The organism is Thioclava sp. L04-15 (assembly GCF_002020275.1).
GTDB classification, from domain to species: domain Bacteria; phylum Pseudomonadota; class Alphaproteobacteria; order Rhodobacterales; family Rhodobacteraceae; genus Thioclava; species Thioclava marina.
This window is the reverse complement of sequence record NZ_MPZW01000002.1, coordinates 28,997-44,708: the sequence shown is the minus strand read 5'-3', so window position 1 is coordinate 44,708 and position 15,712 is coordinate 28,997. Positions and strand designations below refer to the sequence as shown.

At 64.0% G+C, this 15,712-nt stretch carries 14 protein-coding genes and 1 riboswitch; of the genes, 10 read left to right on the top strand and 4 right to left on the bottom strand.

Translation table 11 applies throughout. The features are described from left to right. Positions 1–85: 85 nt before the first annotated feature. Positions 86–1,300, top strand: coding sequence for an NADP-dependent isocitrate dehydrogenase (locus BMI90_RS06380; RefSeq protein ID WP_078527375.1), 1,215 nt, complete (start codon positions 86–88; stop codon positions 1,298–1,300). 54 nt (positions 1,301–1,354) lie between these two features. Here the strand turns inward: BMI90_RS06380 and BMI90_RS06375 are convergent, their stop codons facing one another. Further along, the gene (locus BMI90_RS06375) at positions 1,355–1,576 is read right to left on the bottom strand and encodes a hypothetical protein (RefSeq protein WP_146642512.1); all 222 of its coding nucleotides are present in this window, start codon (positions 1,574–1,576) and stop codon (positions 1,355–1,357) included. Between the two features lie 428 nt (positions 1,577–2,004). Between BMI90_RS06375 and BMI90_RS06370 the strand changes: the two genes are divergently transcribed. From BMI90_RS06370 to typA, 5 genes are all read left to right on the top strand, one after another. Beyond that, the gene (locus BMI90_RS06370; RefSeq protein ID WP_078528088.1) at positions 2,005–2,622 is read left to right on the top strand and encodes a YitT family protein; all 618 of its coding nucleotides are present in this window, start codon (positions 2,005–2,007) and stop codon (positions 2,620–2,622) included. A gap of 74 nt (positions 2,623–2,696) precedes the next feature. Beyond that, positions 2,697–3,317, top strand: coding sequence for a YitT family protein (locus BMI90_RS06365; protein ID WP_078527370.1), 621 nt, complete (start codon positions 2,697–2,699; stop codon positions 3,315–3,317). 121 nt (positions 3,318–3,438) lie between these two features. Further along, on the top strand, positions 3,439–3,912 hold the full coding sequence (locus BMI90_RS06360) for a YbjN domain-containing protein (protein WP_078527367.1): 474 nt from the start codon (positions 3,439–3,441) through the stop codon (positions 3,910–3,912). A gap of 45 nt (positions 3,913–3,957) precedes the next feature. Further along, positions 3,958–4,293, top strand: a complete 336-nt coding sequence (locus BMI90_RS06355) for an SMR family transporter (protein ID WP_078527365.1) — start codon at positions 3,958–3,960, stop codon at positions 4,291–4,293. Positions 4,294–4,378: 85 nt separating this feature from the next. Further along, on the top strand, positions 4,379–6,199 hold the full coding sequence (gene typA / locus BMI90_RS06350) for a translational GTPase TypA (protein WP_078527363.1): 1,821 nt from the start codon (positions 4,379–4,381) through the stop codon (positions 6,197–6,199). Between the two features lie 286 nt (positions 6,200–6,485). On the opposite strand, the gene BMI90_RS06345 is transcribed toward typA, so the two are convergent. Then, positions 6,486–7,229 carry a cytochrome c biogenesis protein CcdA gene (locus BMI90_RS06345; protein ID WP_078527361.1) on the bottom strand — a complete coding sequence of 248 codons (744 nt, stop codon included), beginning with the start codon at positions 7,227–7,229 and terminating at the stop codon, positions 6,486–6,488. A 94-nt stretch (positions 7,230–7,323) separates the two neighbouring features. Between BMI90_RS06345 and BMI90_RS06340 the strand changes: the two genes are divergently transcribed. After that, a complete protein-coding gene (locus BMI90_RS06340) occupies positions 7,324–7,551 on the top strand; it encodes a sulfurtransferase TusA family protein (protein WP_078527359.1) in 228 nt (75 codons plus the stop codon). Between the two features lie 41 nt (positions 7,552–7,592). Further along, positions 7,593–7,743: riboswitch (FMN riboswitch) on the top strand. Then, entirely contained in the window at positions 7,728–8,258 is a 531-nt protein-coding gene (locus BMI90_RS06335) for a 6,7-dimethyl-8-ribityllumazine synthase (RefSeq protein ID WP_281491808.1), read from the top strand. It overlaps the preceding riboswitch by 16 nt. A 61-nt stretch (positions 8,259–8,319) precedes the next feature. Here BMI90_RS06335 and BMI90_RS06330 read toward each other — a convergent pair whose 3' ends face one another. Further along, positions 8,320–11,196: a ribonuclease E/G gene (locus tag BMI90_RS06330; protein ID WP_078527354.1), complete on the bottom strand. Its 2,877-nt coding sequence runs from the start codon at positions 11,194–11,196 to the stop codon at positions 8,320–8,322. Between the two features lie 564 nt (positions 11,197–11,760). Between BMI90_RS06330 and BMI90_RS06325 the strand changes: the two genes are divergently transcribed. Next, on the top strand, positions 11,761–12,846 hold the full coding sequence (locus tag BMI90_RS06325; RefSeq protein WP_168172730.1) for an esterase-like activity of phytase family protein: 1,086 nt from the start codon (positions 11,761–11,763) through the stop codon (positions 12,844–12,846). Positions 12,847–12,917: 71 nt separating this feature from the next. Here BMI90_RS06325 and BMI90_RS06320 read toward each other — a convergent pair whose 3' ends face one another. Further along, on the bottom strand, positions 12,918–14,288 hold the full coding sequence (locus BMI90_RS06320) for a 3-deoxy-7-phosphoheptulonate synthase class II (RefSeq protein WP_078528086.1): 1,371 nt from the start codon (positions 14,286–14,288) through the stop codon (positions 12,918–12,920). A gap of 238 nt (positions 14,289–14,526) precedes the next feature. On the opposite strand from BMI90_RS06320, the gene BMI90_RS06315 reads away from it, so the two are divergent. After that, the gene (locus tag BMI90_RS06315; RefSeq protein ID WP_093469844.1) at positions 14,527–15,555 is read left to right on the top strand and encodes a GlxA family transcriptional regulator; all 1,029 of its coding nucleotides are present in this window, start codon (positions 14,527–14,529) and stop codon (positions 15,553–15,555) included. Positions 15,556–15,712: the final 157 nt, after the last annotated feature.

The following is a 15,712-nucleotide window of genomic DNA, read 5'->3' as shown; positions in this document are numbered from 1 at the left end:
GGGCGGCACCGAGCCGCCCCTTTCGATTCCCGGCCTCCCCGGAACACGGTTCCGTGAACCGTCCCGCAAACCAGAAGGAACGCGCATGACCAAGATCAAGGTTGAAAACCCGGTCGTCGAACTCGACGGCGACGAGATGACCCGCATTATCTGGGACTTCATCAAGCAGAAACTGATCCTGCCCTATCTCGATATCGACCTGAAATATTATGACCTCGGCATCGAGGAACGCGACCGCACCGACGACCAGATCACCGTCGATGCGGCCGAGGCGATCAAGCAATATGGCGTTGGCGTCAAATGCGCGACGATCACCCCCGACGAAGCCCGCGTCGAGGAGTTCAACCTCAAGCGCATGTATCGCTCGCCCAACGGCACGATCCGCAACATCCTCGGCGGCGTGATCTTCCGCGAGCCGATCATCTGCCGCAACGTGCCGCGCCTCGTGCCGGGCTGGACGAAGCCGATCGTGGTCGGGCGTCATGCCTTCGGTGACCAATACAAGGCCACCGACTTCCGCTTCCCCGGCAAGGGCACCCTGACACTGAGATTCGTGGGCGACGACGGCGAGGTGATCGAAAAGGAAATCTTCCAGGCGCCGGACGCGGGCGTCGTGATGGGCATGTACAACCTCGACAAGTCGATCATCGACTTCGCGCGAGCCTCGCTGAACTACGGGCTCGTGAAGGGTTGGCCGGTCTATCTGTCGACCAAGAACACCATCCTCAAGGCCTATGACGGTCGCTTCAAGGATCTGTTCCAGAAGGTCTACGAAGAAGAGTTCGCCGAGAAGTTCAAGGAAGCCGGCATCTGGTACGAGCACCGCCTGATCGACGACATGGTGGCCTCGGCGCTGAAATGGTCGGGCGGCTATGTCTGGGCGTGCAAGAACTACGACGGCGACGTGCAGTCCGACACCGTGGCACAGGGTTTCGGCTCGCTCGGCCTGATGACCTCGATCCTGATGACGCCCGATGGCAAGACCGTCGAGGCCGAGGCCGCCCACGGCACGGTCACGCGCCATTACCGTCAGCACCAGCAGGGCAAGGAGACTTCGACGAACTCCATCGCCTCGATCTTCGCTTGGACCGGGGGCCTCAAGCACCGCGCCAAACTCGATGGCAACGACCAGCTCAAGACCTTCGCGGAAACGCTCGAGAAGGTCTGTGTGAAGGCGGTCGAGGACGGCCACATGACCAAGGACCTCGCGCTGCTCGTGGGCCCGGATCAGAAATGGCTGACCACGATGGGCTTCCTCGAGAAGATCGACGAGTATCTCAACAAGTCGCTGACGCTCTGATCGGCGCAGAGAGGTTTGAGGGGGCCGGGCGCATTTCACGCCCGGCCCTTTCGCTTACCGCAGGAAACTCCACGGTTCGGGCGGGGGCTCGGCGGGCCCCAGGCCGATATCGGCCCGCAGGTAATCGCTGAGCGCATCCGCATCGAGCGCCCGCGGTTTCGGGCCACGCGTGATCAGCGCAAAGAGCGCCGCGCGCAGAACCTTGGCCGCGCCATATTTGGCGATCGCGGCATCGAGGGTAAAAGCATCCGTCGGACGCGTGAGGGTCTGGGTCATTGTCATCTTCCGGCACGGGACCTCCCCCGCAACCGGCCTTTCCTTCAGTTGGTTTGAAAAGACGACCCGAACGGCGCCGCGCGAAGGCGGCGAAGGCGCCACGAGAAAATCGGGGCGCAGATCAGGTCGGTTTGCGGGATGGGGCTAGGCCCCGGAAGTGTCAGCGGGAGCGATCAGCCTTGGCGTCGTGCGACGCGGATGGCGGTGGCTTGGGTGCTGACAAAATATCCGCAACGCATGGCGGGGGCTTGGTGCTGTTGGATCATACGAGCCCTCCTCCTGGTTTGGGCGTTTCGGATGGCGTCACTTGGCGCGATGCGAAGCGATGAGGCAAGTCACGCGAGTGTGAAAGCCCGTTCTTGGAGCCAGGCTGTTGCCCATAGATCGCAGTGCTTGCGCGCGCCTTGGACCCGTGGCATCTGGCGGCCATGGCCCAGACACGCATCAAAGACCCGCATCGACACACCCTGCCCGAGGACACTCAGGGGTTGCTTTCGGGCACGCTTCTGGTGGCGCTCTCGGTGTCGCTGCTGCATGGCGCGGGGCTGTTCACCGGCCAGATCGCGGGCCTGTCGCTGGTGCTGTCCTACGTTACGGGCTGGAGCTTTGGCGCGATCTTCTTCACGCTCAACCTGCCCTTCTACTGGCTGGCCTTCCGCCGGATGGGCAAGCGGTTCACGATCAAGACCGTGCTCGCGGTCGCATTGCTCTCGAGCTTCACCGAGATTTTCCCGCATCTTCTGAGCTTCGCCACATTGCATCCCGGCGCGGCGGGCGTCCTGGCTGGCGTGACCGCCGGTGCGGGACTGCTTGCGCTCTTTCGTCACGGCGCAAGCCTTGGCGGCGTCGGGATCGTCGCGCTCTATCTGCAGGACAAGACCGGGTTCAAGGCGGGCCGCACGCAGATCCTCTTCGATTGCGGGGTTTTCCTCTTTGCGCTGTTCGTGCTGCCGCTCGACAAGGTGCTCTGGTCGCTTTTGGGTGCGATGGTTCTCAACGTGATTATCCTGATCAACCACCGCCGCGACCGCTACGTCGCGACCTGAGCCTTTCCCCCGCTGCAAGGCCGCTCTGCGTGCAGCGATTTGGAAAGTCAGCGATTCTGTCCTATTTTTAGGTCATGACCACTGACGCACACATTCCGGCTCGTCCGCATTATTCCCAGTTCGAGGACCTTCAAGGCCTCGTCGTGGCCTCGGCGCAGGCCGCGCTCGGCATCCACCTGCTGCGCGCAGCGGGACTGGTGACGGGCGGCACGGCGGGCGCGGCGCTCATCCTGTCCTATGTGACGGGCTTCAGCTTCGGTCTCGTGTTCTTCGCGATCAATATCCCCTTCTACGCCTTTGCCTATTACGCGCGCGGTGCGGGGTTCGCCGTGAAAAGCCTGGTGACTGTCACGCTGGTCTCGCTGATGGCCGAGGCGCTGAAACCGGTTCTGCATGTCGACCATATCCACCCGGCCGTCGCCGCCGCCCTCTTCGGCGTCTCCGCAGGCGTGGGCCTTCTGGGCCTCTTTCGCCATCAAGGATCGCTTGGCGGTGTCTCCATCGTCGCGGTGATCTTGCAGGACAAGTTCGGGTTTCGCGCAGGCTGGACGCAGCTGATCCACGACCTGTGCCTCTTTGTGATCGCGAGCTTCGTGCTCGAACCCTCGCTGGTTCTCTGGTCGCTCCTTGGGGCGCTGGTGCTGAATTTCGTCATCGCGATGAACCACCGCCGCGACTGGTACGTGGCGCAATAAGCGCGCATCCCTGCGCCGCATCGCCTCATCGCTCCTGCAACCCCTTGGCGCGAAACCTTACTCTCTCTAGGCTCACGATAAGGTGAACGAAGGTTCACCCGACAAGACAGTGGAGAGAGACATGACGTTGCGCGCCCGACTGGCAGGCCTGTGCCTGTCCGTTCCCCTCGCACTCGCAGGCCCGCTGGCCTCGGCAGAGACACTGATCGACGGTTCCGATCCCGAGGCGATCCGCGCGATCGCGACGGGGTACGGCTCGGCCGAACTGGAGACCGATTCCGACGGCGACCCGCAGATCGTCGGGCGCATCGACGGCACGCAATATATCGTGCTCTTCTACGGTTGCACCAACGGCCAGAACTGCAATTCGATCCAGTTCACCGCTGGCTGGGCAGGTGTGCCGGTGTCTCTGGCGCAGATCAACGCCTGGAATAGCGGGATGCGCTTCGGCAAGGCCTATCTCGACGAGGACGGCGATCCGACAGTGGAGATGAACGTCAATCTCGATTTCGGGGTGAGCCGGAAGAATCTCGACGACACGTTCGATTTCTGGCGCCTCGTGCTGACCCAGTTCCAGGAAGAGGTTCTCGACTGATCGGTGCCTCTGGCAAGTCGCGCGGCGATCGGTCAGAGTGGCGGCATGATCAAGACATACCTTTTCCTGCTGGTGGCAGTGGCTTTCGAGACCTTCGGTTCCGCCTGCCTTCAGGCCAGCCAGCAATTCACCAGATTCTGGCCGACCGTCGGCGTCGCGGTGGGGTTCATCGGCGGGCTCTATTTCTTCACGCTTGTGCTCAAGGTGCTTCCGCTCGGGATCACCTACGCGCTCTGGTCGGGGATCGGCATGGTGCTGATCGCGAGCGTCGGTTGGCTTCTGTTCAACCAGCGACTGGATGCCCCGGCGCTGATCGGAATCGGTTTGATCCTTGCCGGAATTATGGTCATCAACCTGTTTTCGCGTTCGCATTTCCACTGAAGGGCGCGAAGTCGCACCTCTGGGGCTAGCCGCGCCCGGTTTTTTCCCTTATGGGCGGGGCAACTCAAGAACAGGACGACCTCCCATGGACCTTCGCAACATTGCGATCATCGCACACGTGGACCACGGCAAGACGACGCTCGTGGACCAGCTCCTGCGCCAATCGGGCGCTTTCCGTGAAAACCAGGCCGTCGCCGAGCGCGCGATGGACAGCAACGATATCGAGCGCGAGCGCGGCATCACCATCCTCGCCAAGGCCACCTCGGTCGAGTGGAAAGGCACGCGCATCAATATCGTCGACACCCCCGGCCACGCCGATTTCGGTGGCGAGGTGGAGCGCATCCTGTCGATGGTCGACGGCGTTTGCCTGCTCGTCGATGCCGCCGAAGGCCCGATGCCGCAAACCAAGTTCGTGACCTCGAAAGCGCTGGCGCTCGGCCTCAAGCCGATCGTCGTGCTCAACAAGGTCGACAAGCCCGCAGCCGACCCCGACAACGCGCTCAACGAAGTGTTCGACCTCTTCGCCAACCTCGGCGCCACCGACGAACAGCTCGACTTCCCCCATGTCTATGCCTCGGGCATCGGCGGCTGGGCGGATCGCGAACTCGACGGGCCGCGCGAGGATCTCTCGGCGCTCTTCGACCTGATCCTCGAGCATGTCGAACCGCCCAAGCAGGAATTCCGCGCCGACGAGCCTTTCCAGATGCTCGCGACCACGCTCTCTTCCGACCCGTTCATCGGCCGCATCCTGACCGGCCGCGTCGAGGCCGGGCGCCTCAAGGTCGGCGACCAGCTCAAGGCCCTGAGCCGCAAGGGCGAGCGGATCGAATCCTTCCGATGCACCAAGATCCTCGCGTTCCGCGGTCTCGGCCAGCAGCCGATCGACGTCGCCGAGGCTGGCGACATCGTCACCGTCGCGGGCATGACCAAGGCCACCGTGGCCGATACGCTCTGCGCCCCCGAGATCGACGATCCGATCCCGGCCCAGCCAATCGACCCGCCGACCATCTCCGTGACTTTCGGCATCAATGACAGCCCGCTGGCGGGCAAGGACGGCTCGAAGGTCCAGTCGCGCGTGATCCGCGACCGCCTGATGAAAGAGGCCGAGTCGAACGTCGCGATCAAGATCGAGGACACGCCGGGCGGCGAGGCCTTCGTCGTTTCGGGACGTGGCGAACTCCAGATGGGCGTTCTGATCGAGAACATGCGCCGCGAAGGGTTCGAACTGTCGATCTCGCGCCCGCGCGTGATCTTCCGCGAGGAAGACGGCCAGCGGATGGAGCCGATCGAGGAAGTCATCGTCGACGTGGATGACGAATTCTCGGGCGTGGTGATCGAGAAGCTCACCGGCGCGCGCAAGGGCGAGATGACCGAGATGCGCCCCGCCGGCCACGGCAAGACCCGCATCGTCGCCCATGTCCCCTCGCGCGGCCTGATCGGCTACCAGGGCGAGTTCATGACCGACACGCGCGGCAACGGCGTGCTGAACCGTATCTTCCACGGCTGGGCCCCCTACAAGGGCACGATCGAGGGTCGCCGCCAGGGCGTGCTGATCTCGATGGAGAACGGTGTGTCCGTGGCCTATGCGCTGTGGAACCTCGAAGAACGCGGCAAGCTCTTCATCGGTGCGCAGGAGCAGGTCTACACGGGCATGATCATCGGCGAGCATTCGCGCGACAACGATCTCGAAGTGAACCCGCTCAAGGGCAAGAAGCTGACCAACGTTCGTGCATCGGGCACCGACGAAGCGGTCCGCCTCACCCCGCCGGTGCGGATGTCGCTCGAAGAAGCGATCGCCTATATCAACGATGACGAGCTCGTCGAAGTGACGCCCAAGGCGATCCGCCTGCGCAAGCGCCACCTCGACCCGCATGAGCGCAAACGCGCCGCGCGCGCTGAAGGCTGAGATAAGAAAGAGGGGGCGCTGCCCCCTCTTTTCCTTTCAGGAAAATTCACCCCCGGGATATTTCTTCCAATTCGAAGAAATGAGGACCTGCCCGACTGCGATCCGCAGCGAGGCGGGGATCCGCGTAAACCCGACCTGGGCGGTCATCGATGTCCGCGCCTGTCCCGCCCGATCTCAAAATGCCGGTTCTGGTTCAGACGACGCTTCGCACCTTCGAATTGGCGAAAATATCCCGGGGGTGAGGCGCGGAACGCGCCGAGGGGGCAGCGCCCCCTCTTGCCGGAGGTCAGCCTAGCTTCGCGAGGCCGGGGAAGGTATCAAGCAACCAGAAACTGATCGTCGAGAAAGCATTGGTCAGAAGCAACAGGCCGACGATCACCAGAAGCGCGCCCATCGTCTTCTCGATCACACCCATGTATTTCTTCAGCCGGTTCATCACCCCGATCGCGCGCTGGATGAAGATCGCGGCGAGCAGGAAAGGAATGCCCAGCCCCATCGCGTAGATCGCCAGCAGCGCGGTGCCGCGCATCTGGTCTCCGCCCTGAGCGGCGAGCGACAGGATCGCTCCGAGTTGCGGGCCTATGCAGGGCGTCCAGCCGAAGGCGAAGGCGAGCCCCAGCACATAGGCGCCAAGCGAGGAGCCACCGCGATCTCCCGCATCGAGCCGCGCCTCGCGATCGAGGATCGGAATGCGGAAAAGACCGAGGAAATGCAGCCCGAGGATCACGATCACCCCGCCCGCGATCCGTCCGAAGAGCACCTGATTGGTCAGGAAGAACCGCCCGAAGGTAGAGGCGGCGAATCCCATGAAGAGGAACACCGTCGACAGGCCTAGTACGAAGAAGATCGCCGGCACCACCGCCGAACGCTTGCCCTCGCGCAGATCGCCCATCGTGACCCCGCCCATATAGGCCAGGTAGGGCGGCACGATCGGCAGCACGCAGGGGCTCAGGAAGGACAAAAGACCCGCGAAAAGCGCAACGAAGGCGGCGGGCAGGAAGGCGGCGGAGACGAGATCGATTCCAAACATATCTCTCCTCTAGCTGATTGCGCGGGCGCGGTCACCGGGTCGTGAGATAACATCCGCGTGGACAAATCCGCGCGCCGGGCCTAAAGCGCGAGTCATGCACGCCGACATCGATATTGACGCCCGGGGTCTGCTTTGCCCCCTGCCCGTCCTGCGGTTGCGCAAGGCGCTGGAAACGGCCAGCTCCGGCGCGGTTGTGCGGCTTGCGGCGACCGATGGCGCGTCATGGGTCGATGTCCCTCATTTCTGTGCGCAATCGGGCCACAAACTGCTTGATGCCGAGGACTGGGAAGGCCTCAAGGTCTATTACGTGCGCAAGGGCTGAACCGCTCCCCTTGCCATCGCGGCCCTTGCGTGAAACTCTTCGCTCACTCTCAGGGCGGGGCGAAATTCCCCACCGGCGGTATGCGGGGTTGATCCCTTGCGAGCCCGCGAGCGCCTTTCCGTCGTGAGAGGGTCAGCAGATCAGGTGCGAGGCCTGAGCCGACGGTCATAGTCCGGATGAAAGAGAGCAGCAGCCGACCCGGCCCGCCTTGCGGGCGGGAAGGTCTGCCTGTGATCGCCTTGGGTGACGTGTCGCACGAAAAGGAGTTCACGATGACACACACCCGTTACGCTTTCATCAAGGCCAGCTGGCATGCCGACATCGTCGATCAGGCATTGGTCGGGTTCTTGCACGAGATCCCCGCCGCACAGGTCGATGTCTTCGATGTGCCGGGGGCGTTCGAGTTACCTCTGCGCGCGCAGGAATTGGCGCGAAGTGGACGCTATGGCGCGATTGCCGCAGCCGCGTTCGTGGTCGATGGCGGGATCTATCGCCATGACTTTGTCGCGCAGGCGGTGGTCAACGGCCTGATGCAGGTGGGGCTGGAGACCGGGGTTCCGGTGCTCTCGGTCTCGCTGACGCCGCATCAGTACCAAGAGACCGAGCATCACGGACGCATCTTCCGCGCCCATTTCGTCGAGAAGGGCCGAGAGGCCGCGCGGGCAGCCCTGCAATTGAGCCGGGCACGCGCGACGCAAGCCGCCTGATCGCGGCCGCGCAAAAGAAAAAGGCCGGGCGCTCTGCCCGGCCTTCGTCATTTCAGAGCTCTCAGCCCCGGCTCCACCAGCCGCGACGTTTGGGCTTGGTGTCATCCTCGACAAGAACCTCCCCCTCGCCTTCGACGCTCATCGTCGGGATCTCGACCGGCGCGTCGGGCTGGGGCATCTCGACGGGCTCCTCGAAGGGCGTCTCTGGCTCGGGGGCCTCGGGCGTCTCCTCGGGGGTCACGTCCGGCGCCTCTTCCGGGCTCGGCTCGGGCGTCTCGACCGGAGCATCCGGCTCGACCGGCTCGACAGGAGCGTCGGGCTCGGGGGGCTCGGGCGCAGGGGTTTCGGGTTCGGCCTCGGCGACCGGTTCCTCGACTTTCTTGCGCGAGCGGGTGCGACGCTTCGGCTTCGGTGCCTCTTCGGAGACTTCGGCCACAGCGTCAGATCCCTCGACCGCGGCCTGAGCCTCGGCTTCGGGTTCCTTTTTCTTGCGCGTACGGGTCCGGCGCTTGGGCTTTTCTTCCGTCGCAGCCTCGGCCTCAGCCTCGGTCGTCGCGGTTTCGGTCACCTCAGCCTCGGCGGGCTCCGCCTTCTTGCGCGAACGCGAACGGCGCTTGGGCTTGGGCGCCTCTTCCTCGACCGGCGCAGCCTCGGCTGCTTCGGCAGGCTCGGCATCGGCCGGAGTGGTTTCCTCGGCGGTCTCTTCGGTCTCGGCGTCGCTCTCCGCGCCTTCCTCGTCCGAACCCTCCTCGGATCCGTTGAACTCTGCCTGATCGCCGTTCGGCTTCTTGCGGCGACGACGACGACGGCGCTTCTTCTTGGGCTGGTCCTCGGCGTCCGACTCGACCTCCGGGGTCTCGACCTCGGCCTCGGTCTCGTCCTCTTCCTCGACCTCATCCTCCATCTCGTCGATCTCGGCCATCAGGCTCGCGGAGGCCGAAACGACCGGGCTGGTCACTTCGGGCACGAAGCGGGTCGCGGTCTTGAACTTTTCGATGGTGAAATCGGGCGAGACGAGTTCCGGCGCCGCCTCGATGCGGACCGACAGACCGTAACGCGCCTCGATGTTCGCGACATGCTCGCGCTTGGCGTTCATCAGGTAATTCGCGACCGCCACCGGCGCGCGCACGAGAACCTCGCGGGCGCGCTTGCGCGTCCCTTCTTCCTCGATCGCGCGCAGCACGGTCAGCGCAAGGCTGTCATCCGAACGGATGAGGCCGGTGCCGTGGCAATGCGGACAGGGTTGGGTCGTCGATTCGATCATCCCCGGACGCAGGCGCTGGCGGCTCATTTCCAGCAGGCCGAAGCCCGAGATGCGACCGACCTGGATGCGCGCGCGGTCGGTCTTCAGCTTGTCCTTCAGACGCTTCTCGACCGCGTTGTTGTTCTTGCGCTCTTCCATGTCGATGAAATCGATCACGATCAGACCCGCGAGATCGCGCAGGCGCAGCTGGCGAGCGACCTCTTCGGCAGCCTCAAGGTTGGTCTTGAGCGCGGTCTCCTCGATCGAGCCTTCCTTGGTGGCCCGACCCGAGTTCACGTCGATCGCCACGAGCGCCTCGGTCACGCCGATCACGATGTAACCGCCGGATTTCAGCTGCACGGTCGGGTTGAACATCGAGCCGAGATAGCTCTCGACCTGATGACGCGCGAAGAGCGGCAACGCCTCGGCGTAATGCTTCACGTTCTTGGCGTGGGACGGCATGATCATCTTCATGAAGTCCTTGGCCGCGCGATAGCCGCGCTCACCCTCGACCAGAACCTCGTCGATATCCTTCGAATAGAGGTCGCGGATCGAGCGCTTGATCAGGTCGCCCTCTTCGTAGATCGGCGCGGGTGCGATGGATTTCATCGTCAGGTCGCGGATCTGCTCCCACAGGCGCATCAGGTATTCGTAGTCGCGCTTGATCTCGGTCTTGGTGCGCTGCGCGCCGGCGGTGCGCACGATCAGCCCCGCGCCTTTCGGCACGTCGAGTTCGCTCGCGATCTCCTTGAGCTTCTTGCGGTCGGCCGCGTTGGTGATCTTGCGGCTGATCCCGCCACCGCGCGCGGTATTGGGCATGAGCACGCAATAGCGGCCCGCGAGCGAGAGATAGGTGGTCAGCGCCGCGCCCTTGTTGCCGCGCTCTTCCTTGACGACCTGCACCAGCATGATCTGGCGCACCTTGATCACTTCCTGGATCTTGTAGCGGCGCGGGCGCGGTTTGCGCGCCGGGCGGATTTCCTCGTGAACGTCTTCCTCGGCAACCGATTCGATGCCGTGATCGGCCTCGGCGGCCTCTGCGTCCTCGTCGGTTTCCTCGTCGGCGTCGGTCTCGTCATCGTCGGAAGCCTCGGCCTCGTCGGCCTCTTCCGAAGCTTCGATCGCTTCCGCGGCGGCTTCGTCGGCTTCGGCCGGGGCCTCTTCGGACGCGGCGGTCTCAACGGGCGCCTCGTCAGCCTGCGCCTCGGGAGCGGCGCCTTCGGCGGAAGCTTCGCCCGCCGCAGCCTCGTCGCCCTCGGACAGGTCGACCACGGCCATGCCGGGGATCTCTTCCGAGCTGATCACCGCATCGTCCTGCGTCGCCTTCTCGGCCTTTGCCGAGGACCGGCGCGAGCGGCGACGGCGCGAGGATTTCGGCTTGTCCTCTTCCTCGGCAGCAGCCTCGGCGAGTTGACGCTCTTCCTCGAGCAGCGCCTCGCGATCGGCAACCGGGATCTGGTAGTAATCGGGATGGATTTCCGCAAAGGCGAGGAACCCGTGACGGTTTCCGCCGTAATCCACGAAGGCCGCCTGAAGCGACGGTTCGACGCGGGTTACCTTTGCGAGGTAGATATTGCCGGCGAGCTGCCGTTTGTTGATGGTTTCAAAGTCAAATTCCTCGACCTTGTTGCCGTCCACCACCACGACGCGGGTCTCTTCCGCGTGGGTGGCATCGATGAGCATCTTCTTTGCCATGTAAATCCAATAGGCCGACCCGTGTCGACCGCCTGCCCGGGGGCGAGGCGGCATGCAGGGCCGGGACTGTCCTTGAGGCGAGCATGCGGACCTGCGCGCAGATGGCGGTGGCCCGAGGCCTTCCCGTCTCCATCAGCGAAATCCTGTCACGCATCATCGCGGTTCTTTCCAAGATCCGGTCGCCATTGCCGGCGGGGCGGACCCAATTGACGGCCTCCATCCCGCGCAATGCGGCAGAGGGAGACAAACTTACGGCCTTCCGGCCAATCGGTTGAGCCCGGGCTGCTTCGCGCCATGCGCGAGACCTCTGCCCCGATCTCAGCGAATTCCGTGGACCCCGCACGCTCTGCGCGAAGCCGACTAAAGGTGACAATAGCTTCACGGGAGGATGAAACACAATCGAATTTTCGTTGCGAATGGGTGAATTGCACCCGCGCGGGTGAGGTTTTCGCTCACGCAGGGACACGGGCCCGCCACGCCAAAGTGAAACGTTGTCAGGGGAATGTCGGCAGACAGACGCGGCAGGGGCTCTACCATTGCTGCGACCCGAAAGGAGCCCGACCGATGCGCCCTGCCCTGTTGCTTTGCGCTTTTGCCTTCGCGCCTTTGCCTACGTTTTCAGGCCCTCTCCCCGCGCCCGAGCTGATCGGAGAAATCACGTTGCCGACCGGCCTCTCGATCGAGGGCGTGCCGTTCGGCGGTCTCTCGGATCTCTCCTATGACCCGCGCTCGGGGCAGTTCGTCGCGATTTCGGACGCGCATGGCGACAACGGCCCGCCGCGCCTTTATCATCTGCGCATCGCGGTCGAGAACGGCCGTTTTTCTGGGCTCGATATTCTGGGCATGCGGCCCCTGCGCGGCCCCGATGGCGCAGCATTCGGGGCACAGGTCCGCGCGGGCGGCGTCGCGGTCGATCCCGCGCATGACCGGATCTACTGGAGCGCCGAGGACATAGAGGGGACAGGTCCTGCACTCTTCTCCGCATCGAGCGCAGGCGATGGCGCAGCCCCCGTGCCCCTGCCCCCGGCTTTCGCCGCGCAAGGCCTGCGCGCGCATGGCGTGCGGCCCGATCACCCGATCGACGCGCTCGACCTCGGCCCCGACGGTCACACGCTGATCGCGGCGACCGAGGAGGCGCTGGCGCAAGACGGCCCTGTCGCAAGCTATACCGAGCAAAGCCCGGTGCGGCTGTTGATGCTCGATCCCGAGACCGGGCAGCCGCGCGCGGAATATGTCTATTACACAGACACGATCCCGGCCCGCCCGACGAAATTCGATGGCCCGGCCTCAAACGGGCTGACCGCGCTCGCGGCCCTGCCTGACGGTCGGCTGGTGACCGTCGAGCGCGGCTATGCGGCGGGCGTCGGAAATTCCGTGCGCTTCTACGTGGTCTCGACAAAAGGCGCGAGCAATATCGCGGGCGAGGACCGGATCGACCGCATCCGCGATCGCCCCGTGCACAAGGCGCTGTGGTTCGCGCTTTCCCCCGGAATGCCCGGGATCGCGGTGGATGATCTCGAAGATATCGCCTTCGGACCGGTCATCGGCGGACGCGAGACGATGCTCACCGCAAGCGACAACAACTTCAACCGCCATCAGGCAACGCGGTTCAAGCTCTTCACGGTCGAGTTGCCGCATCCGATGGATTGAGGCTGCACGCCCGAACCAACGAAAAAGGCCCGGGGAAGTCCCGGGCCTTTGCTGTTTCTTCTGTGCGCCGCTTACTGCGAGGCAGCCTTGGCCAGCTTGCGACGGTCCTGAAGTTCCTCGGCCACGAGGAACGCCAGTTCCAGCGATTGGCTCGCGTTCAGGCGCGGGTCGCACGCGGTGTGGTAACGCGAGGAAAGGTCCTCGTCGGTCACCGCGCGCACGCCGCCGGTGCATTCGGTCACGTCCTTGCCGGTCATCTCGAAATGCACGCCGCCCGGGATCGTGCCTTCGGCCTTGTGGATTGCGAAGAACTCGCGCACCTCGCGCAGCACGCTATCGAAGGGGCGCGTCTTGAAGCCGCTGGCCGATTTGATCGTGTTGCCGTGCATCGGGTCGCAGGACCAGACGACATTGGCGCCCTCGGCCTCGACCGTGCGGATCAGGCGCGGCAGGTGATCGCCGACCTTGCCCGCGCCGAAACGCGCGATGAGCGTCAGGCGGCCCGCCTCGTTTTCGGGGTTCAGCTTGGCCATCAGCGCCTTGAGGTCGTCCTCGGTGGTGGTGGGGCCGCATTTCAGGCCGATCGGGTTTTGCACACCGCGGCAGAATTCGACATGCGCGCCGTCGACCTGACGGGTGCGGTCGCCGATCCAGAGCATGTGGCCCGTTCCCGCGATCGGCAGACCGGTGGTTGAATCGATGCGGCACAGCGCCTCTTCATATTCCAGAAGCAGCGCCTCGTGGGAGGTGTAGAAATCGACCGATCCCAGCTCATGCGCGGTTTCCGAGGTCACGCCGGCGGCGCGCATGAATTCCATCGCATCCGAGATCTGGTCGGCCACCTTGCGGTATTTCTCGGCTTCCTCGGCATCGGTGAAGCCCGCGATCCAGCTCTGGACGCGGTGAATATCGGCGTAACCGCCGGTCGAGAAGGCGCGCAGCAGGTTCAGCGAAGCCGCAGCCTGCGTATAGGCCTGAAGCATCCGGTTCGGATCGGGCAAACGCGCCGCTTCGGTGAAGTCGAAGCCGTTGATGATGTCGCCGCGGTAGCTCGGCAGTTCCTCGCCGTTGATCACCTCGGTGGGCGCCGAGCGCGGCTTGGCGAACTGGCCCGCCATCCGGCCGACCTTGATCACCGGCACTTTCGCGCCCCAGGTGAGCACGACCGCCATCTGCAGCATGACCTTGAAGGTGTCGCGGATGTTGTCGGCCGAGAATTCGCCGAACGCTTCGGCGCAATCGCCGCCCTGAAGCAGGAAGGCCTCGCCCTTGGCGGCCTTGGCCAGTTCCGCCTTGAGCTTGCGCGCCTCACCCGCAAAGACCAGAGGGGGCATCCGCGAGAGGGTTTCCTCTACCGCGTGCAGCGCCGCCTGATCGGGATAGTCGGGCATCTGAACCCGCGGTTTCGCGCGCCAGTCCGATTTGCTCCAACCCTTGCCCATCTGATCCTCCAAAGCATGGTATCTTTTCAGGGCGCGCTTATAGACTCGCCGACGCCCGAGAACAAACCCGAATTTAACGCTAACATGCCAAAGCTCCCTGCAAGTCCCCGCACGAGCCGCCCCTTGCAGAGATCTCGATTTTCAGCTTTGCGTAAGAAGCCGAGAGGTTCCAAAGAGATCGCCCATGTCCGACCGTTCCCCGCCCCGCCCTGCCCGTCGTCCCGCGCCGTCGCAGGGAATGATCCGCCTCGGCGAGGACAGCCGCCATCGCTCGGTCGTGTTCCTGCTTCTCGACCGGTTCACGATGATGGCCTTCGCCAGCGCAATCGAGCCGCTGCGACTGGCAAACCAGGTTTCCGGGCGCATGCTCTATTCGTGGAAGCTCGCCTCTGAAGACGGTGCCGATGTCGCCTGCTCCAACGGCACGGTGTTTCGCACCGATATCGGTCTGGAAGAGCTCGGACGCGACACGATGGTTCTGGTCTGCGGCGGTATCGACGTGGTCGAGGCGGTGACGAAGCCGGTTCTCAGCTGGCTGCGCCGCGAGGCACGGCGCGGCTCGGTGATGGGCGGGCTATGCACCGGCTCCTATGCGCTGGCCAAGGCCGGGCTTCTCGATGGCAAGCGCGCCACGATCCATTGGGAAAACACCGATTCCTTCACCGAGGACTTCCCCGATGTCGAACTGACCAAGGGCGTTTTCGTGATCGACGGCAACCGCGTGACGACCGCGGGCGGCACGGCCTCGATCGACCTGATGCTGCGATTGATCGCGCGCGATCACGGTGAAGAGCTTGCCAATACCGTCGCCGACCAGCTCATCCATTCGACCATCCGCACCGATCGCGACACCCAGCGGCTCTCGATCCCGACCCGCATCGGTGTGCGGCATCCCAAGCTCGCCCAGGTGATCGGGCGGATGGAAACCAATATCGAGGATCCGATCAGTCCCGCACAACTCGCCACCGAGGTCGGCATGTCCGCGCGCCAGCTGGAACGGCTGTTTCGCCGCTACCTCAACCGCAGCCCGAAGCGCTATTACATGGAATTGCGGCTGCAAAAGGCGCGCAACCTGCTGATGCAGACCGAGATGAGCGTGATCAATGTCGCGATGGCTTGCGGCTTTGCGAGCCCGTCGCATTTCTCGAAATGCTACCGCGCACATTACCAGACGACTCCCTACCGCGAGCGCGGCACTTCCGCTATGGGCGAACGTGACAACATGGATGCAACCGAAGGCCCCGAAGCCGATTTCGCCGATGATTGAAAGTTGCGCGAAACGGAGCGAATTTTTTCACGAATTTGCACGCACCCCCACATTGCCGTTACGTCGATTTCGCCCGGTCTTGACCTTCAGGTCGGTTTTTCGCGTGATCGCCGCGCCAGCGGTTCTTCACATTTGCATAACCGCACACTAACCTCGC

Excerpts from the sequence above, each read along its gene's own strand:
- BMI90_RS06355 (WP_078527365.1), top strand. The coding sequence starts at position 3,958 with ATGATCAAGACATACCTTTTCCTGCTGGTGGCAGTGGCTTTCGAGACC.
- typA (WP_078527363.1), top strand. The coding sequence starts at position 4,379 with ATGGACCTTCGCAACATTGCGATCATCGCACACGTGGACCACGGCAAG.
- BMI90_RS06365 (WP_078527370.1), top strand. The coding sequence starts at position 2,697 with ATGACCACTGACGCACACATTCCGGCTCGTCCGCATTATTCCCAGTTC.
- BMI90_RS06370 (WP_078528088.1), top strand. The coding sequence starts at position 2,005 with ATGGCCCAGACACGCATCAAAGACCCGCATCGACACACCCTGCCCGAG.
- BMI90_RS06345 (WP_078527361.1), bottom strand. The coding sequence starts at position 7,229 with ATGTTTGGAATCGATCTCGTCTCCGCCGCCTTCCTGCCCGCCGCCTTC.
- BMI90_RS06340 (WP_078527359.1), top strand. The coding sequence starts at position 7,324 with ATGCACGCCGACATCGATATTGACGCCCGGGGTCTGCTTTGCCCCCTG.
- BMI90_RS06380 (WP_078527375.1), top strand. The coding sequence starts at position 86 with ATGACCAAGATCAAGGTTGAAAACCCGGTCGTCGAACTCGACGGCGAC.
- BMI90_RS06320 (WP_078528086.1), bottom strand. The coding sequence starts at position 14,288 with ATGGGCAAGGGTTGGAGCAAATCGGACTGGCGCGCGAAACCGCGGGTT.
- BMI90_RS06330 (WP_078527354.1), bottom strand. The coding sequence starts at position 11,196 with ATGGCAAAGAAGATGCTCATCGATGCCACCCACGCGGAAGAGACCCGC.
- BMI90_RS06375 (WP_146642512.1), bottom strand. The coding sequence starts at position 1,576 with ATGACCCAGACCCTCACGCGTCCGACGGATGCTTTTACCCTCGATGCC.
- BMI90_RS06360 (WP_078527367.1), top strand. The coding sequence starts at position 3,439 with ATGACGTTGCGCGCCCGACTGGCAGGCCTGTGCCTGTCCGTTCCCCTC.
- BMI90_RS06315 (WP_093469844.1), top strand. The coding sequence starts at position 14,527 with ATGATCCGCCTCGGCGAGGACAGCCGCCATCGCTCGGTCGTGTTCCTG.
- BMI90_RS06335 (WP_281491808.1), top strand. The coding sequence starts at position 7,728 with ATGAAAGAGAGCAGCAGCCGACCCGGCCCGCCTTGCGGGCGGGAAGGT.
- BMI90_RS06325 (WP_168172730.1), top strand. The coding sequence starts at position 11,761 with ATGCGCCCTGCCCTGTTGCTTTGCGCTTTTGCCTTCGCGCCTTTGCCT.